This is a genomic window from Halosubterraneus shenae (assembly GCF_050510935.1).
Classification (GTDB): domain Archaea; phylum Halobacteriota; class Halobacteria; order Halobacteriales; family Haloferacaceae; genus JBDGPU01.
Window position 1 is genome coordinate 174,323 of sequence record NZ_JBNLVO010000005.1, and the last position, 26,396, is coordinate 200,718.

Sequence of the window (26,396 nt, forward strand, 5' to 3'; positions counted from 1 at the left end):
GAGGGTCAGTCGGTTTGGGAACCCACCTTTGCGTCCACATAGTTGCTTATGTCCCCAGGGTTATAAATGTTTCGGAAATGATATTTCTATACCTGTTGATCATAATCAGTCGTGCTTCAACTTGCTCCGTTTCTCAGTTCCTGGTCCCATTTCTGTGAACGCTTTTCTGAGGTCGGCATCAAGAGCATCAAGGAAAACGCGAGTCGTATCCAGCTCTTCATGGCCCATTGCCTGTCGAATATACTCGAGGTTCCAACCATTACGGAGAGCCTGAACAGCGAAGCTATGGCGCAGGACGTGTGCATGCACTTTATGCTTCGTTCGTCCCATCTGGTCAGTATATTCGGAGTCTTGAATACCAGCTTTGTCAGCTGCTTTTCTCACCATTTTATTGAGTCCATCTGGCATGATCTTGTCAGACCTTTCCGTCACGAACAGATAGGAGGAATCCTCAGCGTTCCTGAAACCGGGACGTTTTACCTCGATCCATAGATCCATCAGATTCTCAATAGAGGACTGATACCAGACATTGCGTGTAGATTCCGTCTTCTGAGAGCGAACCGTTATTTTTCTTTCCCGGCGGTCGACGTCTTCGAGTTCGATATTACAGGCCTCGTGCGCTCTTAGACCTGTTTGCCAGAGTAACCTAATCATCAACGCATTTCGAGTTCGAGGTTGAGGTACATTCTCGACCAATTTTTCTTTCTCTTCTGGTGTGATGTGGGGCGGAGCTTCATCCCCGACCTCATTTTCGCGCTTACTGCTGTTTAGATCGATTTGGGAAGTATCGAGTTGTTCGATAGGATCATCATCGATACCTTCAATCACTCCGTCATCAAGGTCAGCTAATACTGACACAGTCTGATCGTTGACAAGCTTTTGACACACCTCATAAAACGACTTCACCGATGCCCGGCGAAGCTTGATAGACTGCGGAGCGTATCCATCCTTTACCATCTGTTTCAAATGTGTTTCAAGAGTCTCCGGATTCACATCAAATACACCGTCGACTTCCGAAGTCTCGTTAGACAGTTCTTCAACCCATTCGAGATACTGCCTTGTGTTCGTCCGGTATCTGGTGACAGTAGACTCGGAAAGATTTGTACCTTCGATATGGTTAGCATAGGCATTGAGAAGTTCTTCGTGATCAAGCTCCATCATGATCGCCTCCAGTAGTACCTCAGACGGTTTCCTCTCTCCTCAAAAACTCGAGATTGGACGTCGGGAGTCGTTTCATCCAATATTTCCAGGGCCCTCGCCACGTCGGACTGGTCACCGTCAACTGACTTCGCTACTTCACCAGCCATCGCTCCACGTTCCCCATCATCGAGATCGGAAGCTTTCGGAATTGACTGATATACAGCCTGTTGTAGACTCGAATCAATTCGATCTGATTCCACTTCACGACGGACAGTCTCAACGCTGGTTTCAAGATCATCAAGTCGATTCTGGAGACCTCTTAGCTCTGTCTCTACACCTCCGAGATCAACTTCACCAGCTAATCCTTCTCCTACCGAATCGCGACCTCCGTCAGTTTCGATATAGAGTTCAACGGCTGAACGTATCAGCTCGGCCATTGAGCCGACTTCTTTCGATTTCTCTTTGTATTCGTCCCATCTTTGCTTCTGCTCACGTTCGAGGTAGATATTGACTTGGGCGTCTTTTGACATGGTCAATCCCTTGTGTGTGAAGCCCTATCAATCCTGTGTAGGACCTCCACGTCCAAGAGTATAGAACTCGTCGTTGGGGCGCCAGTCGGCAAACGTGGCCATCCGGTTGGAGAGGTTGAAGAACGAGGCGACCGCGCCGATGTCCCACACCTCCTCCTCGCTGTACCCGGCCTCGTACAGGCGGTCGAGGTCCTCGCCCGTGACCGTCGCCGGCGACTCGGTCAGCTTGACGGCGACGTCGAGCATCTCGCGGCGCTTGTCGCTGATATCCGCCGTTCGGTAGTTCGAGATGAGCTGCTCGGCCAGCTGTGGGTCGTCGCCGTAGATCCGGCAGAGTGCCCCGTGCGCGACGTTACAGTAGAGGCAGTGATTGACGCCGGAGACCGCGACGACGATCATCTCGACCTCGATGCGGTCGAGTGGCGTGTCGTCGACGAGCGCGTCGTGGAACGCGACGAACGCCCGGAACTGCGACGGCTTGTACGCCAGCGCCGCGAAGACGTTCGGCGTGAAGCCGGCCTCCTCGGCCTCCTGCGCGATCCGCTCCTGGAGATCCTCCGGGAGGTCCCCGAAGGCCGGCACCGGGAAGTTGCGCTGTGCGTCGGCCGCGAGCGTCGGCGTCGACTGGGTGTCGGTGTCGTCGCTGTCGGCGGTCTGGTCGCCGTCGGCGGGCTGGTCGCTGTCGGCGGACTGGTCGCTCTCGGCGGACTGGTCGCTGTTGCTGGTCTCGTCGGTCATACGCCCCGCTTCCCCGCGAGGATTTAAAAGCGTACACTGAACGCGGAAAGCGCCTCGCCGCCTCGTTACTGGTTCCAGGCCGCGGCGTCCGGGTCGACGAGGCGTTCTTCCGCCCCGATCTCGTCGATCGCTTTTAAATCCGACTCGGGAAGGTCGAGGTCGACCGCCTCGTAGTTCTCCGCGACGTGCTCGCCCGTCCCCTTCGGGATGGGCGTCACGCCGCGGGCGAGCTCCCACGCCAGCGCGACCTGGGCGGGCGTGGCGTCGTTGCGCTCGGCGACGTCCACGAGGACGTCGTTGTCGAGGACGTCGCCCTGCCCGAGCGGCGAGTAGCCGACGAGGTGGTGACCGTCGTCCGCGGCCAGCGCGCGGAGGTCGTCCTGCTGGAACAGCGGGTGGCACTCCACCTGGTGGGCCGCGATGGGCGTGTCGAGGATCTCGCGTGCCTCGCGAAGGAGGGTGGGGGTGAAGTTCGAGACGCCGACGTACCGGGTGAGGCCGTCCTCAGCCAGGTCGTCGAAGACGGGCAGCGTCGCCTCCGGTTCGTACGCCGAGGTCGGCCAGTGAACGTACAGCAGGTCGACGTAGTCGAGGCCGAGCCGGTCCAGGCTCGCCTCGGTCGTCTCGCGGACGTCATCGGGGGCGAGGTTGTCGGGGTGGACCTTCGTCGCGACGACGACGTCCTCGCGCTCGACGTCGACGTTGGGGTCCGAGAAGGCTCGTTCGAGGCCCTCGCCGACCGCGGCCTCGTTGTCGTACATCTGCGCGGTGTCGACGTGGCGATAGCCGAGTTCGAGCGCCTCGGCGACAGTCGCGGCACATTCCTCGTGGTCGTCGTTGCCGGAGGTCCCGAGTCCGAGCGGGAGGTCGAGGTCGGTCATACCTCCCCTTTCGTCGCTGTACTTAAAAGGCTCCGCGAGCCGGCGAGACGCACGGCCGACGCTCGCAGCGAAGGTTTATTATCTCGGGCGGGCGCCTCGCAACTATGTCGGCCGCCCCCTCGCTTGCGACCGTCGACGGCCGGCTCTCGTTCGCGGACGCCGGTCGCGTCCTCGCCGTCGACCCCGACCCTGCCCTCCTCGACTCGCTACTCGACACCTGGGCCGCCGCGGTTCCCGGCGCGCTGGAGCGAGGGGAGCGGCCGCCCGAAGCGGCCGATGCGCCCGATGCGCCCGAAGCGGCCAGCGCAGGTGCCGGGGGCGAACGTGACCGCGCCACGGACGTGAACTGCCCCGACGAGGATTCCACAGGTGATGACGTTCCGCAACTCGCCGTGCTGGCCCGGAAGCGGGTCCTCGACGCGGTCTTCGACGACTTCCACGCGCGGTGCCGGGGAAGCGGCTTGCAGGAGGCGGATCGACTCTCGCTCTCGGTGCTCGAAGCCCCCCAACCGAACGCCCTCGTGGTCGTTGACGACCAGCCGGTCGCGGTCGTCGACGCCGGCAGGGGGTGGATCCCCGTCGGCAACGTGTCGGGGTCGGAGCGGTCGACGACTCGAGACGACCGGGAAGGTGGGGAGCTGTATCGCGACCACGTCGCCGGGGCGGAGGCGTATCGGCTTCGAACCCCGTCCAGAGGGGCGCTGTATCGGGCGTTCGCGGAGCGCTGTTCGCCGGCGGTCGCGCGCGACCTGCTCGCCCTGCTCGACGCGTCGGCGACAGTCCGTCGGCACGACCCCTGCGACCAGCTCGTTCGGGCGTACCTGGTCGGCGCCCGTCACGGCGTCGTCAACTACGACCTCCGGCGCGCGAGCGAGGACTGCGGCCTCGCCAGCCCCTCGACGCTCTCGACGGTGAAGGCCGAACTGGAGGCCGACGGGCTCCTCGAAACCGCCAGCGTGCCGCAGCCGCGCGGTCGCCCACGCCAACGTCTCGAAGTCGGCGTCGACGAGCTCGACACGGCGCCGCTGGCGACGATACCGGAGCTGGTCCGCGAGCTACGAACGGAAAGCGACGAGTGAGGAAAGCGACGAGTGAGGAAAGCGCCGACTGGGGACAGCGGCGATATGAACTGGCCGAGCTACAGGCCCAGCTGCTGGCCGAGCACGACGTGCTGGATCTCGGAGGTGCCCTCGCCGATCTCCATGAGCTTGGCGTCGCGGTAGAAGCGCTGCGGCGAGAAGTCCTCGGTGTAGCCATAGCCGCCGAGCACCTGGACGGCGTCTTCGGCGACCTCGCGGGCCGCCTCGGAGGCGTCGAGCTTCGCGAGCGCCGACTCACGGGTGACGCTCTCGCCCTTGTCGTACTCGGTCGCGGCCTTGTGGGTGAGCAGGCGCGCGCGCTCCGTCTTCCGGTGCATGTCGACCACCTTGTCCCGGATCGCGTCGAACTTCGCGATCGGCTGGCCGAACTGCTCGCGCTCGCCGGCGTAGTCCTTCGCGGCTTCGTAGGCCCCCTGCGCGAGCCCGACGGAGAGCGCGGCGATGGAGACCCGGCCGCCGTCGAGCGTCTTCATCGTCTGCTCCCAGCCCTCGCCCTCCTCCCCGAGGAGTCGGTCCTCCGGGATCCGGACGTCGTCGAGCTGGATCTCACACGTCGGGGAGGAGTTCAGGCCCATCTTGTCCCAGACGGTCGTGATCTCGAAGCCGTCGTCCTCGGGGTCGACGATGAACGTCGAGATGCCATCGTAGCCCGCCTCGGGGTCCGTGACGGCCTTGACCAGCACGGAGTTCGCGACGCTGGCGTTGGTGATGAACTGCTTCGTACCGTTCAGGACGTACTCGTCGCCGTCCTTCACCGCCATCGTGTCCATGTCGGAGGCGTCGGAGCCGCTGCCGGGTTCGGTCAGCGCCCACGCGCCCATGCCCTCGCCCTCCGCGAGCGGGCGGAGCCACTCCTCCTTCTGCTCGTCTGTGCCGAACAGCTCGATCGGCTTGGATCCCAGGGAGACGTGGGCAGCGTACGAGAGGCCGATACCCCCGGAGACGCGGCCGAGCTCCTCGGTCACGAGCGCGTACATCAGCTGGTCGCCGCCCAGGCCGCCGTACGCCTCGCTGACTGGGACGCCCATCATGTCGAGGTCGCCGAGCTCCGCGAAGACCTCCTCCGGGAACCGGTGCTCGTCCTCGATCTCCTGCGCGATCGGTTCGATCTCCTCCTCGCAGAACTCGCGGACGGTGTCGCGTATCATCGCGTGCTCCGCGGGCAGGTCGAAGTCCATACGCCGAACTTGGCCAGCGGTGGCATAAATCAAGCGAACAACCGTGAGGAATTCCAGGCTGCCCTATCCACGGCCCGGAACCCCCGGACGCCATCTTTTAACGGCCGTACGCCGTAGCTCGAGTGTAATGGAGCTCCAGAAGCTCGTGCGCGGATCCGTCGACTGGGACGATGTCGAGCGCGTCGTCCGCAAGCTTCTGGAGCGGTACGACCGCGAGGAGGCTCGCGTCGAGTTCCTCGACGCCGACAACTGGCTCTCCACGCCGTTCGTCTTCGACGACGAGCTCTTCGTGAAGGTGATCACCCGACAGAACACCATCGTCCACGCGCTGTTCACGACCGGACGCAACCTCGGCGCCTTCTCCTCGGGCACGGAGGGCTTCTTCCAGCGGTTCGAGACGCCCTACGAGATGGCGCGCCACGAGCTGGAAGCGACCCGGAAGATCCGGGAGCTCGGCGTCAACGCGCCGGAGCCGCTGGAGGCGCTCGAGGTCGGCGACCTCGGCGTCGTCGTCTTCGAGTACCTGCCGGACTTCCGGACGCTCGACGAGCTCGACCGCGAGAAGGAGCTCGCGCTGGCGCCGGAGCTGTTCGACGCGCTCGCGACGCTGCACGACGCCGGGCTCGCGCACGGCGACCTGCGCGCGGAGAACGTCCTCATCTACGAGGGCGACCTCTACTTCATCGACGCGACTAACGTCGACGACGCGGGGCTGGAGGGCGCCCGCGCGTACGACCTCGCGAGCGCGCTGGCCGCGCTGGAACCGCTCATCGGCGCCCGGGAGGCCGTGAGCGCCGCGCTCACCGCCTACTCCCGCGAGCAGCTGCTTGAGGCCCGTCGATTCCTCGACTTCATCGCGATCCGTCCTGACCACGACTTCGACGCGACGGCACTGAAGGGTGAACTGGAGAAGCGCGCGTCCGGGGACGCAGGGTCGGACAGCGAGGTGAGCGCCCAGCGGAAGTCGGCCGCGGACGCGACCGAGGACTCCGACACGTCCCCCAACTGATTGACAGCCCTCCGACGGTGCCGCCAGTCCTCCAACGGTGCCGCCAGTCCTCCGTCGACGTCGCCGCCGGCGCGCTGATCCCAAGCAGGTGCCTTTTTACGGTGTCCAACAAGATTTGCGCGTATATGTCGCAACCCTACCAGCAGTACATCGACGGCGAGTGGGTCGACGGCACCGGCTCGGAGACGTTCGAGAGCGAGAACCCGGCGACGGGCGAGACGCTCGGGACCTTCCAGCGCGGGACCGAGGCGGACGTCGACGAGGCCGTCGCCGCCGCCGACGAAGCCTTCGAGGAGTGGCGCGAGCTCTCCCGCATCGAGCGTGCGGAGTACCTCTGGGACATCTACCACGAGCTCCGCGATCGCCACCAGGAGCTCGGCGAGATCGTGACGAAGGAGTGCGGGAAGGAGATAAGCGAGGGGAAAGCCGACGTCACCGAGGCCTGGCACATGGTCGAGTGGGCCGCGGGCGACGCCCGACACCCGAAGGGCGACGTGGTCCCCTCCGAAGTCGCCGACAAGGACGCGTACATGCGCCGGAAGCCGCGCGGCGTCACCGGGTGTATCACGCCGTGGAACTTCCCGGTCGCCATCCCGTTCTGGCACATGGCCGTCGCGCTCGTCGAGGGCAACACCGTCGTCTGGAAGCCGGCCGAGCAGACGCCGTGGTGCGGCCAGATCATCGCCGAGATGTTCGACGACGTCGGCATCCCGGACGGCGTCTTCAACATGATCCAGGGCTTCGGCGACACCGGCGCGGCCATCGTCGACGACGACCGCGTCGACACCGTGCTGTTCACGGGCTCCGCGGAGGTCGGCCACGGGATCGCCGACGAGGTCGCCAACGACCCCGGCAAGCGCGCGGCCTGTGAGATGGGCGGCAAGAACAACGTTGTCATCACCGAGGAGGCGGACCTCGACATCGCCGTTCACTCCGCGGTCATGTCCTCCTTCAAGACGACGGGCCAGCGCTGCGTCTCCTCCGAGCGCCTCGTCGTCCACACGGACGTCTACGACGAGTTCAAGGAGCGCTTCGTCGACGTGGCCGAGGACGTCGCCGTGGGCGACCCGCTCGACGAGGACACCTTCATGGGCCCGCTCATCGAGGAGGAGCACGTCGACAAGGTGACGAGCTACAACGAGCTCGCGAAAGAGGAGGACGTGAACGTGCTCGTCGACCGGACGGAGCTGCCCGACGAGGAGATCCCCGAGGGCCACGAGGACGGCCACTGGGTCGGCCCGTTCGTCTACGAGGCCGATCCCGACGCCGACCTGCGCTGCACGCACGAGGAAGTGTTCGGCCCGCACGTCGCGCTTCTCGAGTACGAGGGCGACATCGAGCGCGCGGTCGAGATCCAGAACGATACGGACTACGGCCTCGCCGGCGCCGTCATCTCCGAGGACTACCGGCAGATCAACTACTTCCGCGACCGCGCCGAGGTCGGCCTCGCGTACGGCAACCTGCCCTGTATCGGCGCCGAGGTCCAGCTGCCGTTCGGCGGCGTGAAGAAGTCCGGCAACGGCTACCCGAGCGCCCGCGAGGTCATCGAGGCCGTCACCGACCGTACCGCCTGGACGCTCAACAACTCGAAGGACATCCAGATGGCGCAGGGGCTCTCCGCGGACATCAAGACGCGCGACGACTGAACGAGGCGACGCCGACGTCCGCTTTTTAATTATAGTTGTTCGGTCGCCCGAGAGTTGCCGCTGGCGACGGCGCTCTGCACGTCCTGATGGCGACGGCCTCTGCACGTCCCGATGGCGACGGCCTCTGCACGTCCCGATGGCGACGGCCTCTGCACGTCCTGAACCAGTGTATCGGATATGAAAGCATGTGCCGTCGAGAGGGTTCGAGGAGCGCGCGTTGCTGTAGAGAGACTACCAAAGCGCTCGTCGAACGCTTCTCACAGGTATGTCGCCGAGAGGTGGGTGAAAACCCGGGGCGGTGTGGGGTTCCCCGGGCGGTGAGAACCACGGACGAGATGGGATGGGCTACCGATGGCAACCGTCCACCCGTGTCTGGGGAGCGTCCGCGGCATCCGAGCCAAGGCCGTCGGGAAGGAAGAATATGCGGTTCAAATTATTCGTGTTGAGAACGACCTCGGAAGGTATCACTGCAAGCAACGGGGAACTCCGAGAGAGAAGGGGAGAGAGGTGGCGGCTTCGGCGAGAGGATGCCGCGACTGCGGCGAACCGGAACGGGTGAAGCGGCGAACCGGAACGGTAAGGTTGGCGACAGCGGCCGCGACAGTTGGCGGCCGCGGTGAAGCGGCAGCGGCGGCGAGCGGGTGGGCGACGCCGACGGCCGGAGCGCGTCATGGCGGACCCCCCCTGACCATGACGCCAGTGCGGCGTCGCCCCGCGGAGTCGGGACGGGCGCGGATGTTGTACCGACGTTTCGACGAGAAAAGCGTCGAAACTTCGGCATCTGTATCTAATGCGTTCTGGCCTTTAAAGATACGCGGTCTCGGAGAGACGTTCGACGCGACGACGGTCGACGACCGCGGCCGACGACGGCCGCCTCACAGCCGCCGGTCGCGCAGCGAGGGGAACTCCTCGCGAACCTCGCCCACCGCCGTCGGGTCGAGCTCGGTCTCGACGAGCGCAGGATCGTCGTCGCTGGCGGCCTTCGGCGTCCCCCAGGGGTCGTACACCGTCGTCCGGCCGACGAGCTCGGCGTCGTCGAACGCAGCGCTCCCGTTGATCGCCGCGACGTACGCGAGGTTCTCGATGGCGCGGGCCCGCGGGAGCGTCTTCCAGTGCTCCACGCGCGGATACGGCCACGCGCTCGGGACGAGAAAGAGGTCGACGCCCTGATCGAGGAACTCGCGGTAGAGCGCCGGGAACCGGAGGTCGTAACACGTCGTCACTGCGACGGTGAACTCGCCGAGTTGGGCCGTTGGCAACGTTTCACCGGACACGAGGAGCTCGTCTTCCGCGGAGCCGTAGCCGAAGAGGTGATGCTTCCGATAAACGAGCCGGCGCTCCCCCTCCGCGTCGAAGAGGACTGCCGTGTTCGCGAGCCCCTCTTCCGCCGGGACGTCGAAGCCCGCCGCGGCCGACTCCGAGAGGTCCTCGACCATCGTGCCGGCGAGGACGGCGACGTCGCGCTCCGCGGCGCGGTCGGCGATCCGGGTGAACTTCTCGCCGTCGAGGCCCGTCGCGACTCGCGCGTAGGAGTCGAACGCGAAGTAGCCCACGTCGAAGATCTCCGGGAAGGCGACGACGTCGGCGCCGCGCTCGGCGGCGTCGTCGATGGCGTTGAGCGCCCGAAAGAGGTTGCCGTCGAGGTCGGCGCCCTCGATCGAGAGCTGTGCGCAGGCGAGTCGCATCAGGCAACCTCCATCTCCTCGCGCATCGTGCGCTCGAGGTTGTCGATCTCCGCGTCGAGGTTGCGCTTGAAGAAGCGTTCGACGCCCGGGATCTGGCCGTCGACGACGAACTCGTTGTGGAGTCGGCTGCCGGTGTCCGTCTCCTCGATCGTGTGCTCGCCGGTGACGCGAAGCGCCTTCGACTTCCCGACGAACTTTACGCGCGTCGGCGGGTCGCGCTCGATCTCGTTGGTTTCGACGGGGATCGTCGAGTCGACGAACGGGATCGGCAGCGACACGTGCCACGTCGCGCGGTTGTCGTCGTACACCTCGTAGGACTCCACGACGCTGATGGCTTTCGCCCGCTTCTCGGGATCGGAGATAAACGCCCAGACGCGGTCGACCGGGACGTCGAACTCGAGCGTCCGAGAGACCCGAACAGTCATAGTAGCCGATAGCGACGAACGGGCTAAAAAGGGCAGGGTCCGACGACCGGTTGCTGTCTTCCGGTCTATGTCGGCTCGTTCCACCCGGCCTGGAATCGACAGCCTCGCGCCGGACTTCTTGCTGGCGGCGTCGCGGATGTGTCGTCTTCGCGTCGCGGATGTGTCGTCTTCGCGTCGCTGATGTGTCGTCTTCGCGTCCGGATGTGTCGCCTTCGGCGTCGCGGACACGTCACTGGCGATGGTGTTGACTACCACTCAGCTCACGGGAGACGCGGCGAAAAACGGCCTCGAATCAGCCCTGGCTCACGCGCCAGGTCGTCGAGCGGGCTCGGCCCCACTTCTCGATCTCGACTTCGTCGGCCTCCTCCGCGAGCTGGGGGAGTCGGCTCCCCACCTGCTTCGCGGTCAGGCCGATGGCCTCGCCGATCGTCTTCGAGCGGACGTATCGCTCGCCTCGGGAGACGCTGTCGCGGAGGTATGCCAGGATCCGTTGTTCCTCCTCCGTGTACTCGGTCATTATCGGTCGTAGTCGTCTGCGACGCTTAACGTTTCCGTCAGTCGAACAGGTGGATCGCGCCGACGGCGAGGATGGCGGCCACCATCGCCAGCGCAAACCCGCTCGCTTTCGCGAGCTGCGCCGGCGCGGCGAGCATCGCCGCGACGCCGACGAGCGCCACCGCCGAAAGCACCAGTCCCAGCCCGAGCGACTTGTCGGATTCCACCGAACCTGCGGTCATACCTCCACCTTCGCAGGCGCGTACTTAGGTTATTCGACCCCGGAACGTCGACCAGGACTGCGCAACTTCATCCGTCCCGGTAGCCGACCGACGCGAGTGGAAAGCCCTTTTTAAGCTCTCCGCGTCTTGACCCGGACATGGTACTCGGGCGACTAGCCAGTCTCGGGCCGTTGAAGATCGGAGTGATCCTCGTCGTCGGCCTCGGCGTGACAATCGGGGGCGCGTTCGCGGCCGGCGTGATCGGGACGCCGTCCGTCGTCGGTGTCGACAACAGCTTCGGCAACGTCACCGAGGACGTCACCGAGATCGAGTCGGACCTGACGATCCACAACCCCAACCCGATCGGCGTCAGCCTCGGCGGGCTCACGATCGACTACGAGATCCGGATGAACGGGATCCGGATGGCACAGGGGGTCCGCAAGGGCGTCTCGGTCGACCCCGGCAACTCGACGCTCGCGTTCACGACCGAGATGAACAACGACAAGCTGCCGGCGTGGTGGGTGAGCCACATCCGGAACGGTGAGAACACGACGCTTTCCGTCCACGCGGACGTCTACTCGTCGTTCGCCAACCGGAGCTTCGAGGCGCCCGCAGTGGAACGGCAAATCAACACGAGCCTCATCGCGGCGTTCAACTCCAATGAAACCCGGGAGATGAACGCCGAATCGGCCGTCATTCCCGACCCGGTGCTCGTCGTCCGCGAGACGCGCGGCCAGTGGGGGACCGTCTCCGAGCAGCGAACCGAGATCGGCATGGAGTTCGTCGTCTACAACCCGCGGTCGTTCCCGGTCACGCTCACGGAGATCGGCTACGACGTCGCCATGAACGACGTGCGGATGGGCGAGGGCGCCTCGGAGCGCGAGTACGTCATCCCGCCGGGCAGCGAGCGGACTATCGAGGCGACGTTCTACCTCAACAACTCCAACCTCGACGACTGGTGGGTCACGCACCTGCAGAACGACCAGGTGACGACGCTCACCGCCGACTTCTACATGCGGATCGACCTCTCGGAGGGTGGCGGCGACACCGTGCGCGTCCCCCTCGACAAGATGAATCAAACGATCGAGACCGACATCTTCGGCAACAAGGGAACCGCTGACCGCGACGGCGACGGCAACAGCGACGGCGAGGACTCGACAGAGGACACGGACACGACGACGGAAACCGAAACGACGACCGAAACCGAAACGGAGTCGACTGCGACGGAAACACCCACTCCGACGCCGACCCCGACGCCCACCCCGACGGAAACCGAGGACGACGGGATCCTGAACCTCGGCACGTAGTCGTCCCAGGTGCGGTGTCGGGTCGCGAGCGGTTCCGGGTTCGGCCGCGCGTGCTCGGTGACCCAGGGGACCTTCAACCGATTTTTCGGCATTCTTCGATTGCCGGTCGAATACCCGTGGAGAGGCCGGGGACCCCGGAGAACCCGTCCCCTACCCGGATTAAACGGACTTAAACGGGGCTTAGAGTCAGGGGTATATATGTGCGCGAACCGCCCACGTGTAGATATGCAAAGCAACGTCTTCGCGGCACTCCTCGCCGTGTTGCTCGTCGGGGCCGTCGGCGCCGTGCCGGTCGCGGCCCTGAGCGACGGCAGCGGGGGGCTGTCTTACGGGGGCAACGACACCGCGCCGGGCGAACAGTTCGCGGGGAGCGTGAGCGTCGGCGAGGCGGAGGTCGAGAACGACGTCGACGAGCGCGCCTTCGAACATCGGCTGAACCAGGCCGCGAACGATAGCCAGCGAGCGTCGATCGTCGCTGCGGAGCTCAACGAGACGGAGGCACGACTGGCCGAACTCCGCGAGCAGCGCGCGGCACTGAAGACCGCCTTCGAGAACGGCGAGATCAGCGAGCGAGAGTACCGCGTCCGGACGGCGAAGCTCGCGGCTGAGCTCTCCGGCGTCGAGCAGATCGCCAACCGGAGCGCGTCCGCCGCCGCCGGCATCCCGAACGAGACCCTCGCCGCGAACGGCGTCGACGCCGAGCGTATCGACAAACTGCGGTCGAACGCCAGCGAGCTCCGCGGCGGCGAGGTCGCGGAGATCGCCCGCAACGTCGCCGGGCCGAACGCGGGGGGTTCACCCGGCGAGCGCCCGAACCAGGCCGGGAACCGCAGTGAAGCCGGCCGTAGCGACGCTGGGGGCGAGAGCGACCGCGGCGGCACCGAAGCGGGTGAGCAGGCCGGCACCGAATCCGGTAGCCAGGCCGACGATGCCGGCGGAGTGAGCGACGGAGAGACGACGGCAACGGAGAACGGCTCCGCGACGAGCGGGACCGAGTCGTCGCCGAGCGATTCCGGCGACGCCGGGAGCGGAACCGACACTGGTGGCAGTAGCGACGGCAGCGATGGAACGACGACGGAGACCGAGTCTGGCGGATCGAGCGGCGCCGACACGACGACGGAAACCGAGCAATCGCGGTAACGCGTCGTTCCGAAGTACGCTTTTAAAAAGGCCGCATCACCGACGCTAGACGATGTCGACGTGGGCCGACTCCTCGTTGAGCGCGAGATTGGCGGCGATCTCGGCGTTCCGCATCGAGTACTCGGCCGTGTGCTGGAGGCTGACCAGTACCTCGCGAACGCGCAGCAGCGCGTCGTTGTCCATCTCCGGCAGGTCCTCGAGGATCTCCGACTGCTTGTCCTCGATGTCGGTGAACAGCTCCCGGCACTCGACCGTGAGGTCGTAGTCGCGATCGACGACGGACTGGACCGCGAGTGCGGTCAGCTCGTCGACCTGCTCCGTGAACTCGCGGATGCGACGCATCGTGGACTGGTCGACGTCGAGCGTGTGGTCCTCGGTCTCCATCACGATCTCCGCGATGTCCTCGGCGTTGTCGGCGGTGAGCTCCAGGTTCTTCGCGACGGACCGGTAGCCGATGAGCGGGAAGCCCTCCTCGAGGCCCACGGCGCGGGCGAGGTTCGGGTTCTGGTAGGCCGTGAAGATGAGCCGGAGCATCAGGACGAAGATCTTGTTCGCCTGGCGCTCCCGGTTCAGGGCGCGCTGTGCGAGGTCCGTGTTGCCGTGCGCGAGCGCCTTGACGCCCTCGCCACGCATCGTCGAGCCGGTGTTCTCCAGCCGCTCGATGAGGTTGTCGAGGGTGAAGTCCTCGGGGTCGACCGAACAGCGGATCGCGATGCTCTCCGGCGTCTCCTCGACGACGCCCAGGCCCATCAGCTGCGTCTCCGCGCGGTAGACGGCGTTGATGTGGTTGCTGCTCAGGGCGCCGTCGCTCTCGACGTGAATCACGCGGCGTCCGAGGACGTACTGTGCGACGACGGCCCGCTCCAGCGCGTCGGCGCTGAGCTCGTCGGCGTAGATGGTGGCTTCGGACTCCTCGGTGCTCGCCGACTCCGGCAGGACGGTGAGCGTCCCTTTGCCGCCCATCCGGAGCGACACCTCGTCGCCCTTCTCCACCGCGTGTTCCGAGGCCCATTCCGCCGGAAGCGTCATCGCAAGCGTCGACGGCCCCAGCCGCTGCACCTTCCGAGTTTCCATATCACGTATAAAGGGTCATTGACCTTAACCCTATCCCTATGTGCATTATACACTCGGTCCGATATCAAAGGGAAATTGGTCGCGATCGGTGGCCGGGAAGCTACCCGTAAGTCGGCTGCACCCCGGTTCGGACCGCAGCTCACACGATCTTCATCATCCGCGTCTCGAACTTGCCGACCCGGACCTTGACCCAGCCGCGAAGCGCCTCGTCGAGTTCCGGATCGTCGGTGTCGACGCGAAGGACTCGGACGTCGTCCAGCTTGGCCCGGGAGGCGACGACGGTCACGTCGCACTCGCGGATGACGGCCGGCGAGAGCTGCGGATTGCCGCGGCCGAACACGAACCCCTGCCCGCCGATCGGCGAGACGACGATCTCGTTGTCGTCGCCGAGCGCGTCGAGGATCTCCTGCTCCGTCGCGTCCTTTACGAGCACCTCGCCGTCGCGCCAGACGTCGACGCCGATGGGCGAAGGGTCAAAGCCGAGTTCCGCCTTGATCGTGCCGACGGTCGACCCCGGCCCGAGGACGTAGGTGACGCCTGGCTCGACGTCGGCCGCGAAGCCCTCCGCGAGCGCCTCGACGGTGCCGCCGCCGGTCTGCTTCGAGGACTGGAGGTCGGCCGCGACGGGGACGCGCGCCACCGCGCGGAGCTCGGGATGGACCTCGCCCTCGCGATAGGCGTCCTCGTCGATGTCCATCACCTCGCGTCGCTCCGTGCGCTCGTAGCTGGTCGCGACCTCCGCGGCGTCCTCAGGCGACACGGCGAAGACCGAGGAGTACACCTTGACGCCGGCCGGCACGCCGAGCATCGGAATTTCGGACCCCTCCAGCGCCTCAGCGACGTCCGCGGCCGTCCCGTCGCCGCCGACGAAGAGCACCAGGTCGACGTCGGCCTCGCGGAACGCCGTCACCGCCCGCCGCGTGTCGGCCGCCGTCGTCTCGGCTTCCGCATACTCGACGTCGGCCGCGGGTGGCGATTCGAACGGTTCCGCCGGGTCGGCCACGACGTCGGGGTCAAAGCCGACCTCGCGAACGATCGTTTCACCCATCGGGTCCGCGACCGTCGCGACGGCCGTCTCCGGTGCGATCGCGTGTAGCCGCGTGAGCATGCGTCGCGCGCGGGGTGGCGCGCGCGGCTCCGCGCCGCGTTCGCGCGCCTCCGGGAGCTTCCCGTCGGTCCCCTTGAGGCCGACCCGACCACCCATCCCCGCGATGGGGTTCACGACGACGCCGACGTGCATACACGGACGTACCCGACAGGGATACTTAAAAAGGATGAGACGCCCGGGCGGAGCCGTGGGTCCGACCCGTGATGCCGGACGCGAGCCCGCAATGCCCGACGGGAACACTAGATCCGGACGCGAACGCAAGAACCCCGGAAAAACGTACGCGGCAAGTTGATCAGGGGTGCTGTTCCCCGACCTCGTCGAACAGCTCGAGTTGCTGGTCCGCCTCGTCAGCGAGGTCCCACTCCTCTTCCTGGCCAGTGGGCTCCTCCCGCATCATGGCCAGTTTCCCGTCGCCGTCGTCGCGCAAATATATTTGGTAGGAACTACCAACCACCGTGCCACAATGCCGGCGGTGCTGGCACCGAGAGCTGCCTCGTTCCCCGCCCTCCGATAAGCGTCTCCTCGGGCCGGCCCACACCACGTTTCCGGTGAATTCGGACGCGGAGCGGACGTCGACAAACCTCGCTGGGACGAGGCGCGCGAACGCGCGGACCATCCGCCGCAACCGGACAATCAATACTTAAGCGGGGGCCGCCGCAACTGTCGCACATGCTCGAGAGCGCAACTCAGCCCGAACCGCTCGCGATCCCGGAAACGGCCGGCGTCGTCCTGCTCGTTAGCCTCCTCATCACCGCGGCGTGGCTCGCGCAGATATACCGATAACGTCTCCGGCGTACGATCACGGATTGTAACGCGGTTCTGCGACTTTTTGCTGCTCTTACGCTGAGGTTTCGACTCGGTCCCGGAGCCACGCGGCCGCGCGTTCGGCCTCCGACTCGTCGGTCGCGGTGATCTTGACCCGGACGGTCTGGCCCGGGTAGGAGCCGACCGACACGTCGAACTCCGTCCGGAGGTCGGCGAGGCGGTCGATGAGGTGGCTCTCCGGCTCGTCGGCCTCGACGGTCGTCGTGTACGTCTGCTCGCCGGAGAACTCGTCGGCGACGTGCTCGAACATCCGCTTCATTTCCGCGGGGACGCCCGGGAGCACGTACACCGATTCGACGACGGCGCCCGGCGCGACGCCGACCTCGTTCGGGAGCATCCGGGCGCCCCCCGGGAGGTGCGTGGTCCCCTCCGTCAGGTCGTCGGCGTCGTAGCCGTCGCCCTCGTTGAGCCAGGCACGGACCTCCTCGCTCGGTTCCACCTCGCGGCCGAACGCGGCGGCGACGCCCTCCAGCGTGCGGTCGTCGTGCGTCGGGCCGAGCCCGCCGGTGACGATGACGGCGTCGTAGGCGGCGTGGTACTCGTTGACGACCCTGGCGATGTCGGCGACGTCGTCCGGGATCGTGGTCACCCGGCGAACGGAGACGCCACGGTCGTCGAGCTGGCCGCAGAGCCACGTCGCGTTAGTGTTCTCGGTGTCACCGGTCAGGATCTCGTCCCCGACGGTGACGATCGCGACTTGCATATCCACTCGAAGGGCGGGCGAACCCAAAACACCGTCGGGACCGGCTGCGACGACGAAGAAATGGAAAGAGGGTGCAGAGGAGTCCCGTCGCTCCGCGCGTTACGGGCGCCCGGGCGGCGGCCCGTCCCGGTCGTCCTCGTACTCGTCGTACTCCTCCTCGACGTCGAGGCCGAGCGACTGTCGGCGCGCCCGGAGCTCCCTGAGCTGCCGGCGGAAGTAGAGCAGCCCGCCGACCGCGATGCCGGTGGCGACGATGGCGATGCCGACGAAGATCCAGAAGTCGCGCTCGCGGTACGCCTGGACGAGCACGGCCTCGGCCGTGACCTCCTCCCAGACGACGTGCTGGCGCCCGTCCTCGGTCGTCACCTCGTAGCCGCGGGGCGAGATGTGGCCGAACAGCCAGAAGTCGGTCGTGTACCCCTCGGGCAGGACGACCTCGTACGACCCGTCCACGTACGTCTGGAGGATGAACCGGCGGGGCGAGCCGTCGCCGCTGAAGGCGAGCTTGCCGTCGTCCATGTCCTCGCCGAAGCGGACCCAGAGCTGGTCGGTCGTCCGCTCGACCTCGCCGCCGCGAGCGCGGAACTCGGAGCCGTTGATGACGGTCCCGTTCGCGTACTGGTAGCGGAAGGCCCGCAGGTCCAGCGGCTCCTTGGTGCCGTAGCCCGACTCCGTGTACAGCTCGAGCTCGTCGCGGCCGGAGACGTTGTAGACGGCGCGGTAGGTCGCCGCCGAACCGACGTCGACGTAGACGTCGTGGTCGCTGTCCCAGACGTAGTCGGTCGTCGGGTCCTGGTCGAGCGTCGCGTTCTCGATCGTGCCACCGCCGCGGATGTACCCGAGACAGCCGGCGCTGGCGACGAGCGCGACGACCGCGACGAGCAGGAGGGCGTGGCGCCGATTCATCGCCTAGACGACACACCGCATTTCCGCAGGCAGATACGCCCCGATAGCCGCCAGCAGGCCCGGCGGGTCCGTGTCCTCTTTGCAGACGATGCTCTGCTCGAGGAGGCCGAGTCGCTCGACGGTGACGATGTCCTGGGCGTGGCCCGCCCGGTTCACCGTCGCCCGCGCTTCGCCGCGCGTCGCCGAGTTGACGTTGACGCGCCCGTTCCCACGCTGCCAGTCGTAGAGGCGGTCGACCTCGCTCTCGGCGAGCTTGGTCGGGACGTGGTCGCCGTCCTCGGTCTCGCCGCCCTTGACGAACCGCATGGGCAGGTGCTGGACGAGGCCGAACCGCTCGACGATCTGTTCGGGGGAGCCGCGGCCGAGTTCGATGTCCTCGGCGGCGATGGTGACCTCCTCGCCCGCGTCGAGCGTGAAGCCGGCGTCGCCCCAGCCCTCGAGCGTGCCGACGTACTCCTCGCCGGCCTCGAGTCCCTCGTCGTGGGCGACGATCTCGCCCCACTCCTCGATGAGGACGTTGCGGGCGACCTCGGCGTCGTCGCCGGTGAGGTCCACCTGCACGAAGTCGTCGCCGCGGACGCCGACGTTCCACTCCACGTGGAGGTCGCCGACGTCGTTGTCGACCAGCGAGTTCATTCCGTCGAGCGCGCGCTCTCGCGCGTCCCCTTCCACGTAACACTTTGTAGCAAGAACAACCATTAGCTCGTCACGTCCACGTTGAGTTCGTCGCGCAGCTCGTCCACGCGCTGCTCGGCCGCTTCGAGCAGGCGGTCGTTTTCCATCGCCTCGAGCGGGGAGCTACACTCCGGACACTCGAAGCCGTACTCCATCGCCTCGCCGAATTCGAACCGGAGCGAGCAGACCTCACAGAGGTAGAACTCGTGTTGCCGCTCGTACTCCTCGCGTTCCTCCAGCGCTTCGAGGAGGCGGTACATCTCCTCCTCGAGGTTTTCGGGAATGTTTTCGTAGTGGAACGTCCAGAGATAGGTGAGCCATCCGGAGTCCTCGTCGCGGACGCGTCGGTACTCCGCGAGGTCGTTCTCGTACAGGATGAACAGCGCCCGACGGACGTCGTTGAGCTCCAGGCCGAGCTCCTCGGCCAGCTCCTCGTCGGTAACTTCACCGTCCGGCGGCGCCGCCGCCACCGGCATCCCTGTCGGTCCGACCAGCTCGTGCAGGTACTTCTGGATGACCGGGTCGTTCAACAGGTCCTCAAAAGCCATTACGGTAAACGCGGCCCGGAAACCGTTTAAAAGCTCCGGATGGTGGAACGGCGCTCAGCACCCACGGCCGACCGTGAACCTCAGCGGACGACGACGATCCCAGCAGGCGGTAGTCGACCGCGGTCGGCAGACTCTTGTGGCCGAGATTCGACGCCGTGAGCATGAGCGGAGACGCGGACGGAGCGGCAGCCGACCGCGAGAGCGGCGACGCTGAAGCGGTCTCGAACGCCGACGGCGACGCCGGAGCAGCGGCGGACGTCGACACCAACGACGAGACGCCGACGGAGGGAACTACTGAGCCCGTCGCTGGTGACACCGGATCCAGGCCGAGCGAGGGAGCGCGGACCCGTCCGTCGGCGTCGGCGGTCGCCGCGGCGGGACTGTTGGCGACGATCCCCGTTGCCCTCGTGGCGCTCCCGGTCGCCGGACTGCTCCGGCTGGCGGGAACGACCCCAGCCGGGTCAGGGATAGCCCCTGCCGCCGTTCTGACCGGGATCGTCGTCGGAATCGGGGGATCCTACGCGGTTGGCCCAGTACTGGTCCGGCGGTCGATTCGGAACCTCCCGGACGACGCAGGGTTCGAGGCTATCGAGGACCGGATCGTGGAGCGGTCGACGGCACGGAATCTCGACCCGCCGGAAATCCGTTTCGTCGACGTCGACGCCGCGACCATCGCCGTCGTCGACAGCCTCTCCGAGACGACCATCGTCGTCCCGACCCGGATCGAAGAGCTCGACGACGACGCGCAGGCGGCCGTGATCGAGCACGCGCTGACCCGGTTGGAGACGCGCAACGCGGCGCTGGTGACGGCGGTACTGGCGCCGGCGCTGCTCGTGGAGGCCTGGACGCTGCTCGGGCTCGAGCTGGCCCGTCGCCGCGAGGAGCCGGAGGAGGACGACCGCCTGCCGCAGATGCTCGGCGCCGGCGACCGCGAGGAGCGGGAAGTGCCCTGGGTCGTGTTCGCCGCGGCCGGCGTGCTGCTGCTCGTCGCCGTCGTGCCGTTGTGGCTCGTGTTCGCGGTCGGCGACCGACTCCTCGTGGGCGGCGGGCGGCGGCGAGCCGACACCCTGGTCGCGAACGATAGCGGGGCGGGCAAGCCCGGCAGGGGCGGCGGGACCGGCACGGCCGGCGGAACCGGGGCGCTCGCGGACGCGCTGACGTTCGCCCGGGACGCTCGCGGTGCCCGCGACTGGCCGCCGACCCTCGACCGGCTCTCGCTGCTCGGCATGGCCGACCCCGTCACGCAGCGCGTGCGTGGAACCTCCCGATTGGAGCTTCGGGTCCGGCTGGCTCGCCTCCGGGTACGGGAGAACCGCGACGGGTCGGAGTGAGAGGTCGGATAGCCATCCAGTACCGGCGCCCCTGCCAGGCCATGGCTACCTATACCATGCAATCGGTGTCGGGGCCGCCCGCAAACCGCAAAGCACGAAACCCTGCGTCACCTGCCTCCTGTATGAGCAACTATCTGGTCGCGATGGAAGCAGCCTGGTTGGTCCGTGACGTAGACGACGTAGACGACGCGATCGGTGTCGCCGTCAGCGAGGCCGGCAAACGCCTCAACGAGACGGACAAGCAGTACGTCGAGGTCGAAGTTGGCGCGACCGGGTGTCCCGCCTGTGGCGAGCCGTTCGACTCCGCGTTCATCTCCGCCGGCACCGCGCTGGTCGGCCTCCTGCTGGAGATCGAGATCTTCAACGCCGACAGCGAGGAGCACGCGTCCCGGATCGCAAAAAGCGAGGTCGGCGGTGCACTGACTGACGTCCCGCTTGAGGTTATCGAGATCATCGAGACGGAAGCCGACGAAGAGGAAGCGGAAGCGTAGGCCGCGCCGCTCGTCTCAGCGAATCGTACCGACGTCGAAAGTTTTTCGTATAACTTCAAGTTATTAGTCGGTATGGAACTCCCGACGCCGCAGGACCTGCGTGAGCGCCGCAACGAACTCGGCCTCACCCAGAGCGCCCTGGCGGAGGCCGCCGGCGTATCGCAACCCCTCATCGCTCGCATCGAGGGCGGCGACGTCGACCCCCGACTCTCGACGCTCCGCCGCATCGTCAACGCGCTCGACGAGGCGGAAGGCGAGGTCGTCCGCGCCGCGGACCTGATGCACGAGACGGTCATCAGCGTCGCCCCGGACGACGCCGTCGCCGACGCGGTCGACCTGATGGAGGGCGAAGCGTACTCACAGCTCCCGGTCCTCCAGAACGGCGTCCCGGTCGGCTCGATCAGCCAGAGCGACGTCGTCCAGGCGGGTGGCGACGTGAGCGAGCTTCCGGTCAGTGAAGTGATGAGCGAGTCGTTCCCGACGGTCGCGCCCGACGCGACCGTCGACGAGATCCGGAATCTGCTGGACCACTACAAGGCCGTCATGGTAACCGATGGCGGGGAGACGGTCGGAATCATCACCGAAGCGGACATCGCCGCGTACCTTTCCTGAGCTCTCCGTCCGCCCAACTTCCGAGCTCTCCGCCGCGCACCGCTCCTGAGCTTTTTCACCGATACCGCGCCAGACGCCCCGTGACCTGACCAGCCGCTCGCGTCGGTCGAGGCGGGAGCGTGGCGCTCCGGCGCGGAATCGAAGCCCTGAGAACAGCCACCTGCTCGCCAGTTTCACCGACGATCCCGCCCAGTGTCGTCGATCCGCGCTTACAGGTCCAGCCCGCGGATCGCGACGCCTCCGCCTTCCTCGACGCGGCCGACGACGCGACCGTCCGTCGCCGTCGCCAGCGCCTCCGCCTGATCCGGGTCGACGGCGGCGACGAAGCCGGTGCCCATGTTGAAGGTGCGGTGCATCTCCTCGTCCGAGACGTTGCCCTCGGACTGGACGAACTCGAAGACTGGCTGGGGGTCGAAGGGGTCGTCCACCACGTAGCGATGGTCACCAAGTCGTTCGAGGTTACCCCAACCGCCGCCAGTGATGTGGGCAGCGGCGCGCACGTCGTGCTCGCGCATCGGGTCCAGAAGGTCGGTGTATATCCGGGTCGGCTCCAGCAGCGCGTCGCCGATGGTCTCGTACCCCTCGAACGGGCAGGGGTCCGTGTACTCGTGTTCGCGCGTCGTCGCCTCGCGAGCCAGCGTCAGTCCGTTCGAGTGGATCCCGGAGGATTCCCAGCCGACGAGCGCGTCCCCGGGCTCGGCGGCGCCCTCGAAGACGGCGTCCTTCCGGGCCAGTCCCGCGCAGGTGCCGGCCAGGTCGAGCCCCTTGATCACTTCGGGCATTACGGCCGTCTCGCCGCCGACGAGCTCCATGTCCGCGAGCTCGGCGCCGCGGGCGAGCCCCTCGCCGACCTGCTCGGCGAAGGTCTCGTCCGGCTCGTCGACCGCGAGGTAGTCGACGAACGCCACGGGGCGAACGCCGGCCGCGACGAGGTCGTTGACGTTCATCGCGATGCAGTCGATGCCGATCGTCGAGTAGTCCTCGAGCGCCTCGGCGACGAGGAGCTTGGTGCCGACGCCGTCCGTCGCCAGCGCCAGGTAGCGGTCGCCGATGTCCAGCAGGCCAGCGTAGTCGCCCGCCGATTCGCCGACGGCGCCGATGAGTGCCGCCGTGGCTGCCTCGCTCGCGTCGATGTCGACGCCGGACTCGGCGTAGGTGAGCCCGTCGTCCTCGCCCTCGGTCATGGTCGAAGAGCCGACGCGACGGGGCAAAAGCCCACCGTTTGCGCCCGCTCTGGGGAACTCGGAGCTTCAGGAGGAGAAGACGGACGACCCAGATCCGGAAAGCAAGCGGGCCGTAATCAGAGCGCCAGCGACCCGGCACCGGAGATAAAGAAGCCGACCGTTGCCAGGACGGAGACGACGAACGTCGCCGCCCAGACAGGCTTGCTCCAGGCGATGATGGTCTTCCCGTCGAGGGGCCCGTAGGGGATCATGTTGAACGCCGCAAGGAACAGGTTCACGGCGATGCCTCGCGCACCGATCAGAAGCAGCAGCGGCGACGACGCGAGGGACCCGACCGCGAATATCGGCAGGAACACGACGCCGAGGACGACGTTCGTCACCGGCCCGGCGAGCGCGATCAGGCCGTGTTCCCGCTTCGTCACGCGACCGCGGTGATGGACCGCGCCCGGCGCGGCGAAGATGAAGCCGAGGAGCGCGGACATGATCGCGAGGAACAACATACTGTGGTCCGCCCGGAACTCGGCAACCTGGCCGAATCTGACGGCGACGACCTTGTGTGCGACCTCGTGCAGCAGGAAGCCGACGCCGGCCGTCAGGAGGCTCACGAGCAGCAGGACGATCCCGTTCGCCGACAGCAGTCGCTGGACGGCTCCGGCCCCGCCAGCGAAGAAGATGGCGAACGCGACGCCGAGCGCGAGCCACGAGATGGCGAGATCCTTCAGTTCGCGGTCGCTGAACCGGAGGTCGCTGAGTCGGAACGTGGAGAACTGTCCGCTCATGATTATCGCCCGATCACCGCGTGCCAGATCAGGTCGGCGCTGTTTCGGGCGCCCTCCAGCATCAGCCGGGTAACGCCGTCGATCCCACCGAGTTCGGTGCCGAACAGCAGCGGGAGCAGGTAGACGGCGAACAGGAAGCTCGCGACGATACTCCCCATGTTCGTCATCGCGACGACCATGATGAGTTTGAACAGCGGCACCTCGAACATCTCGGAGACGATCTCCGAGACGGGCTTCGTCTCGTCCGAGAGCAGGTCGTTGAGCGTCGAGATGTCGCCGACGTTGACCGTGAGGTGGCGCAGCTCCACCCAGCCCGCGAACCAGCCGGGAGCCAGCATCGGGTTGATCGAGGTCATCCAGGCGACGGCGCCGCCGACGCCGGCCGAGGTCCAGCGGGCGCCCACCAGCTTCGCGAAGCCGAACGCGAAGACGCCGTTGATCAGGAACCAGGCGGCGAAGACGCGGAGCAGGAATCCGTTCTGGACGCCCGCCATCGCCAGCAGGATGAAGAACGCGAAGAAGGCGACGGTGACGCCGTAGCCGAAGATCTTCCCCCACGGGATGCCGCGGCCCGATTCCTGGCCGAGGAGACTCTCCATCGGGGGAAGGGTTTCGGGATTCGCGAGGTAGCCCTCGATGCCCTCCCGATGCCCGGCGCCGACGACGGCGACGACGTCGAACCCCTGGTTCCGGAGCGCAACGAGCTTGTGCGCGATGAACGCGTCGCGCTCGTCGATGAGCGCCTCGGCGCCGCCCGGGGAGAACTGGCGGAACTCCTCCATCATCATCGTGACGACGTCGGCGTCCGTCAGGTCCTCCATCTCGAGCTCCTCGATGCCGGCTTCTTCCGCCGGCTCCGTGGTGCCAAACAGCGCGATCGCGCCGGCGGCAACGAGCCCGGCTGTCAGCCCGCCGCCGATGCCGATCCCGAGGCTCCCGATCGTCCGGATCGCGAACGTGCCGAGGTACGCCGAGATGAGGCCGTCGAGGACGCCCGTGATCGCCGCGGCGCCCGCGGTCGCGAGTCCGGCGCCGAGCGCGGTAAACAGGCGTGTTTCCGGGTCCAGTGCGGTCCCGAGCTTCTCCGTCGCGTACGCGACCAGTCCGCCGAGGAGGACGCCGCCGGTCACCTGCGTCAGGAGCGCGTCGGTGATGCCGAGGGCCCCACCGAAGAGCCCGATCGCGGGGCCGAGCAGGATCCCGACCACGATCCCGGCGACGATGCCGACGACGCGGGAGTCCGTGACGCCGAAGGCGAGCCCGCCCATCATGCGGAGCTTCTCCGGGATGGTCATCCGGGCCCAGAAGCGCTGGATCGTCGTCTGGATGTCGCGGTCGACGAGGGCGACGTCGAGCCCGAGCGATTCAGCGGTCTCGACGGCGGCGAGCATGTCGGCGCCCGGTTCGATGTCGAACTGGTCGCCAAGCTTCGTCTGGACGTACGAGAGCATCCAGTATGCGAGGAACTGGAAGACGGTGTTCCCCTTCAGCAGGTCCCCGGCGTCGAGGTTCTCGGGCTCCTCACCCTGCAGCTGTCGATAACGGCCCTCGTCGAGCTCGACGGCGACGACGTCCGGGCGCTCCCGTTCGATGGTCTCCTCGACCTCGTCGACGCTGTCGGCGGAGACGTGGGCAGTGCCGACGACGGTAACCGACCCAGCTGCGGACTCGGGGTCGGGGGTCGCATCAGCGCTCGCGGCTGACGGCCCCGCGGGCGCGTCCGGCGGCTCACTCATTATAGGTCCGCTACTGGACCGTGCTGTATAGGGTTTGTGCGTTCAGGTGCAACGGGCTGACGTACGACGCGCTGGTCGCGTCCGACCCTGGCTGACCGGCACGGAGTACCCAAATGCCTATGTACACGTCGGTGGCAGATAGCGTATATGTCCCGGCTGCTGCCCTCCCTGCCGGACGTCTCCCTCGAGGACCGGGAGCCCCGCGTCGTCGACGTCGACGACGACGACGCGGACGACCTCATCGACGCCCTGTCCTCGGAGACCGCCCGCGCAGCGCTGACCGCCCTCCACGAACAGCCCTCGACGACCTCCGAACTCGCCGACGAGCTCGATACGACCCTCCAGAACGTCCAGTATCACCTGGGGAACCTCCGCGAGGCGGACCTCGTCGAGGTCGTCGACACGGTCTACTCCGAGAAGGGCCGCGAGATGAACGTCTACGCGCCCGCGGACGAGCCGCTAGTGCTCTTCGCCGGGAGTTCCACGACCGAGTCCGGCGTGAAGACCGCCCTGAAGCGGCTGCTCACGGGGTACGGTATCCTCGGCCTGTCGGCGCTGGCTGCCCAGCGCCTCCTCTCGGTGTCCGTTCCGGAAACGGGCGACGCGAGTGCGGACGGCGATTCCGGGGGCGCTTCCGGCACCGCGACCGAATCCGACGGGATGGTGGTGCAGGAGGACTCGACGACGGAGTCGCTCGAATCCGCGACGACGAGCGGGACGGAAACGCCCAACGCGACGTACAGCGGTGACGCCGTCGACGCCGCGGACGCCGCCGCCGACTACGCGCTCTCGCTGCTGGAGCCGGGCGTCGTCTTCTTCCTCGGCGCGGCGCTCGTATTCACCGTCGTCTGGGCGTACTGGTACCGGTCCGCGTGGCGGCAGATGGCGTGAGTTCGATCGGCGGCCATCCGTCGGGCTGCCGTCGACGG

26 protein-coding genes and 1 pseudogene are annotated in these 26,396 nt (G+C 66.6%); 9 read left to right on the forward strand and 18 right to left on the reverse strand.

Annotated elements, in window-relative coordinates; translation table 11 throughout:
- Positions 1-105: 105 nt before the first annotated feature.
- The 4 genes from ACQE3M_RS12365 to ACQE3M_RS12380 form a co-directional block, all read right to left on the reverse strand.
- Positions 106-1,161 (reverse strand): tyrosine-type recombinase/integrase, encoded by a 1,056-nt coding sequence (locus tag ACQE3M_RS12365; protein WP_430505932.1) that lies wholly within the window; start codon positions 1,159-1,161, stop codon positions 106-108.
- Complete coding sequence (locus ACQE3M_RS12370; protein WP_430505933.1) at positions 1,158-1,670, reverse strand: hypothetical protein; 513 nt, start codon at positions 1,668-1,670, stop codon at positions 1,158-1,160. Before ACQE3M_RS12370 ends, ACQE3M_RS12365 begins: the two co-directional genes overlap by 4 nt.
- A 27-nt stretch (positions 1,671-1,697) precedes the next feature.
- Positions 1,698-2,408: a peroxidase-related enzyme gene (locus tag ACQE3M_RS12375; protein ID WP_430505934.1), complete on the reverse strand. Its 711-nt coding sequence runs from the start codon at positions 2,406-2,408 to the stop codon at positions 1,698-1,700.
- Positions 2,409-2,473: 65 nt separating this feature from the next.
- Positions 2,474-3,289: an aldo/keto reductase gene (locus tag ACQE3M_RS12380; protein ID WP_430505935.1), complete on the reverse strand. Its 816-nt coding sequence runs from the start codon at positions 3,287-3,289 to the stop codon at positions 2,474-2,476.
- Between the two features lie 104 nt (positions 3,290-3,393).
- On the opposite strand from ACQE3M_RS12380, the gene ACQE3M_RS12385 reads away from it, so the two are divergent.
- Positions 3,394-4,368 (forward strand): transcriptional regulator TbsP domain-containing protein, encoded by a 975-nt coding sequence (locus ACQE3M_RS12385; RefSeq protein ID WP_430505936.1) that lies wholly within the window; start codon positions 3,394-3,396, stop codon positions 4,366-4,368.
- A 59-nt stretch (positions 4,369-4,427) separates the two neighbouring features.
- Here ACQE3M_RS12385 and ACQE3M_RS12390 read toward each other — a convergent pair whose 3' ends face one another.
- Complete coding sequence (locus ACQE3M_RS12390) at positions 4,428-5,567, reverse strand: acyl-CoA dehydrogenase family protein (RefSeq protein WP_430505938.1); 1,140 nt, start codon at positions 5,565-5,567, stop codon at positions 4,428-4,430.
- A 127-nt stretch (positions 5,568-5,694) separates the two neighbouring features.
- Here ACQE3M_RS12390 and ACQE3M_RS12395 point away from each other — a divergent pair.
- Both ACQE3M_RS12395 and ACQE3M_RS12400 read left to right on the forward strand, forming a co-directional pair.
- Positions 5,695-6,489 (forward strand): annotated as a pseudogene (locus ACQE3M_RS12395) (RIO1 family regulatory kinase/ATPase domain-containing protein); the annotation flags it as partial.
- A 212-nt stretch (positions 6,490-6,701) separates the two neighbouring features.
- On the forward strand, positions 6,702-8,222 hold the full coding sequence (locus ACQE3M_RS12400) for an aldehyde dehydrogenase family protein (RefSeq protein WP_430505939.1): 1,521 nt from the start codon (positions 6,702-6,704) through the stop codon (positions 8,220-8,222).
- A gap of 875 nt (positions 8,223-9,097) precedes the next feature.
- On the opposite strand, the gene ACQE3M_RS12405 is transcribed toward ACQE3M_RS12400, so the two are convergent.
- The 4 genes from ACQE3M_RS12405 to ACQE3M_RS12420 all read right to left on the reverse strand — a co-directional run bounded on the left by ACQE3M_RS12405 (position 9,098) and on the right by ACQE3M_RS12420 (position 11,069).
- Complete coding sequence (locus ACQE3M_RS12405; RefSeq protein WP_430505940.1) at positions 9,098-9,907, reverse strand: nitrilase-related carbon-nitrogen hydrolase; 810 nt, start codon at positions 9,905-9,907, stop codon at positions 9,098-9,100.
- The gene (locus tag ACQE3M_RS12410; RefSeq protein WP_430505941.1) at positions 9,907-10,332 is read right to left on the reverse strand and encodes a CoxG family protein; all 426 of its coding nucleotides are present in this window, start codon (positions 10,330-10,332) and stop codon (positions 9,907-9,909) included. Before ACQE3M_RS12410 ends, ACQE3M_RS12405 begins: the two co-directional genes overlap by 1 nt.
- A 292-nt stretch (positions 10,333-10,624) precedes the next feature.
- A complete protein-coding gene (locus ACQE3M_RS12415; RefSeq protein ID WP_430505942.1) occupies positions 10,625-10,849 on the reverse strand; it encodes a DUF7123 family protein in 225 nt (74 codons plus the stop codon).
- Positions 10,850-10,886: 37 nt separating this feature from the next.
- Complete coding sequence (locus ACQE3M_RS12420) at positions 10,887-11,069, reverse strand: DUF7525 family protein (RefSeq protein ID WP_430505943.1); 183 nt, start codon at positions 11,067-11,069, stop codon at positions 10,887-10,889.
- A 137-nt stretch (positions 11,070-11,206) separates the two neighbouring features.
- Here ACQE3M_RS12420 and ACQE3M_RS12425 point away from each other — a divergent pair, with 137 nt between their 5' ends.
- Together ACQE3M_RS12425 and ACQE3M_RS12430 are read left to right on the forward strand one after the other, a co-directional pair.
- Entirely contained in the window at positions 11,207-12,355 is a 1,149-nt protein-coding gene (locus ACQE3M_RS12425; RefSeq protein ID WP_430505945.1) for an LEA/WHy family protein, read from the forward strand.
- A gap of 225 nt (positions 12,356-12,580) precedes the next feature.
- Positions 12,581-13,495 (forward strand): DUF7096 domain-containing protein, encoded by a 915-nt coding sequence (locus ACQE3M_RS12430; RefSeq protein WP_430505946.1) that lies wholly within the window; start codon positions 12,581-12,583, stop codon positions 13,493-13,495.
- Between the two features lie 45 nt (positions 13,496-13,540).
- Here the strand turns inward: ACQE3M_RS12430 and ACQE3M_RS12435 are convergent, their stop codons facing one another.
- The 6 genes from ACQE3M_RS12435 to ACQE3M_RS12460 form a co-directional block, all read right to left on the reverse strand.
- Positions 13,541-14,569, reverse strand: a complete 1,029-nt coding sequence (locus tag ACQE3M_RS12435) for a PhoU domain-containing protein (protein ID WP_430505947.1) — start codon at positions 14,567-14,569, stop codon at positions 13,541-13,543.
- A 139-nt stretch (positions 14,570-14,708) separates the two neighbouring features.
- Complete coding sequence (locus ACQE3M_RS12440) at positions 14,709-15,809, reverse strand: ATP-NAD kinase family protein (protein WP_430505948.1); 1,101 nt, start codon at positions 15,807-15,809, stop codon at positions 14,709-14,711.
- A gap of 706 nt (positions 15,810-16,515) precedes the next feature.
- Positions 16,516-17,205 carry a competence/damage-inducible protein A gene (locus ACQE3M_RS12445; RefSeq protein ID WP_430505949.1) on the reverse strand — a complete coding sequence of 230 codons (690 nt, stop codon included), beginning with the start codon at positions 17,203-17,205 and terminating at the stop codon, positions 16,516-16,518.
- A gap of 99 nt (positions 17,206-17,304) precedes the next feature.
- Positions 17,305-18,111 (reverse strand): DUF5803 family protein, encoded by an 807-nt coding sequence (locus ACQE3M_RS12450; RefSeq protein WP_430505950.1) that lies wholly within the window; start codon positions 18,109-18,111, stop codon positions 17,305-17,307.
- A 3-nt stretch (positions 18,112-18,114) separates the two neighbouring features.
- Positions 18,115-18,810, reverse strand: coding sequence for a DUF2110 family protein (locus ACQE3M_RS12455; protein WP_430505951.1), 696 nt, complete (start codon positions 18,808-18,810; stop codon positions 18,115-18,117).
- Positions 18,810-19,334, reverse strand: a complete 525-nt coding sequence (locus tag ACQE3M_RS12460) for a transcription factor (RefSeq protein ID WP_430505952.1) — start codon at positions 19,332-19,334, stop codon at positions 18,810-18,812. Before ACQE3M_RS12460 ends, ACQE3M_RS12455 begins: the two co-directional genes overlap by 1 nt.
- Before the next feature lie 161 nt (positions 19,335-19,495).
- On the opposite strand from ACQE3M_RS12460, the gene ACQE3M_RS12465 reads away from it, so the two are divergent.
- The 3 genes from ACQE3M_RS12465 (at position 19,496) to ACQE3M_RS12475 (ending at position 21,768) form a co-directional block, all read left to right on the forward strand.
- Entirely contained in the window at positions 19,496-20,665 is a 1,170-nt protein-coding gene (locus ACQE3M_RS12465) for a hypothetical protein (RefSeq protein WP_430505953.1), read from the forward strand.
- Positions 20,666-20,787: 122 nt separating this feature from the next.
- Positions 20,788-21,156: a DUF555 domain-containing protein gene (locus ACQE3M_RS12470; protein ID WP_430505954.1), complete on the forward strand. Its 369-nt coding sequence runs from the start codon at positions 20,788-20,790 to the stop codon at positions 21,154-21,156.
- A 72-nt stretch (positions 21,157-21,228) separates the two neighbouring features.
- Positions 21,229-21,768, forward strand: a complete 540-nt coding sequence (locus tag ACQE3M_RS12475) for a CBS domain-containing protein (protein ID WP_430505955.1) — start codon at positions 21,229-21,231, stop codon at positions 21,766-21,768.
- Between the two features lie 209 nt (positions 21,769-21,977).
- Here the strand turns inward: ACQE3M_RS12475 and purM are convergent, their stop codons facing one another.
- The 3 genes from purM to ACQE3M_RS12490 all read right to left on the reverse strand — a co-directional run bounded on the left by purM (position 21,978) and on the right by ACQE3M_RS12490 (position 25,467).
- On the reverse strand, positions 21,978-22,952 hold the full coding sequence (purM, locus tag ACQE3M_RS12480) for a phosphoribosylformylglycinamidine cyclo-ligase (RefSeq protein ID WP_430505956.1): 975 nt from the start codon (positions 22,950-22,952) through the stop codon (positions 21,978-21,980).
- A gap of 116 nt (positions 22,953-23,068) precedes the next feature.
- Positions 23,069-23,731, reverse strand: a complete 663-nt coding sequence (locus tag ACQE3M_RS12485) for a zinc metalloprotease (protein WP_430505957.1) — start codon at positions 23,729-23,731, stop codon at positions 23,069-23,071.
- 2 nt (positions 23,732-23,733) lie between these two features.
- Positions 23,734-25,467, reverse strand: coding sequence for a TraB/GumN family protein (locus ACQE3M_RS12490; RefSeq protein WP_430505958.1), 1,734 nt, complete (start codon positions 25,465-25,467; stop codon positions 23,734-23,736).
- Positions 25,468-25,614: 147 nt separating this feature from the next.
- On the opposite strand from ACQE3M_RS12490, the gene ACQE3M_RS12495 reads away from it, so the two are divergent.
- Positions 25,615-26,358, forward strand: coding sequence for an ArsR/SmtB family transcription factor (locus ACQE3M_RS12495; protein WP_430505959.1), 744 nt, complete (start codon positions 25,615-25,617; stop codon positions 26,356-26,358).
- Positions 26,359-26,396: the final 38 nt, after the last annotated feature.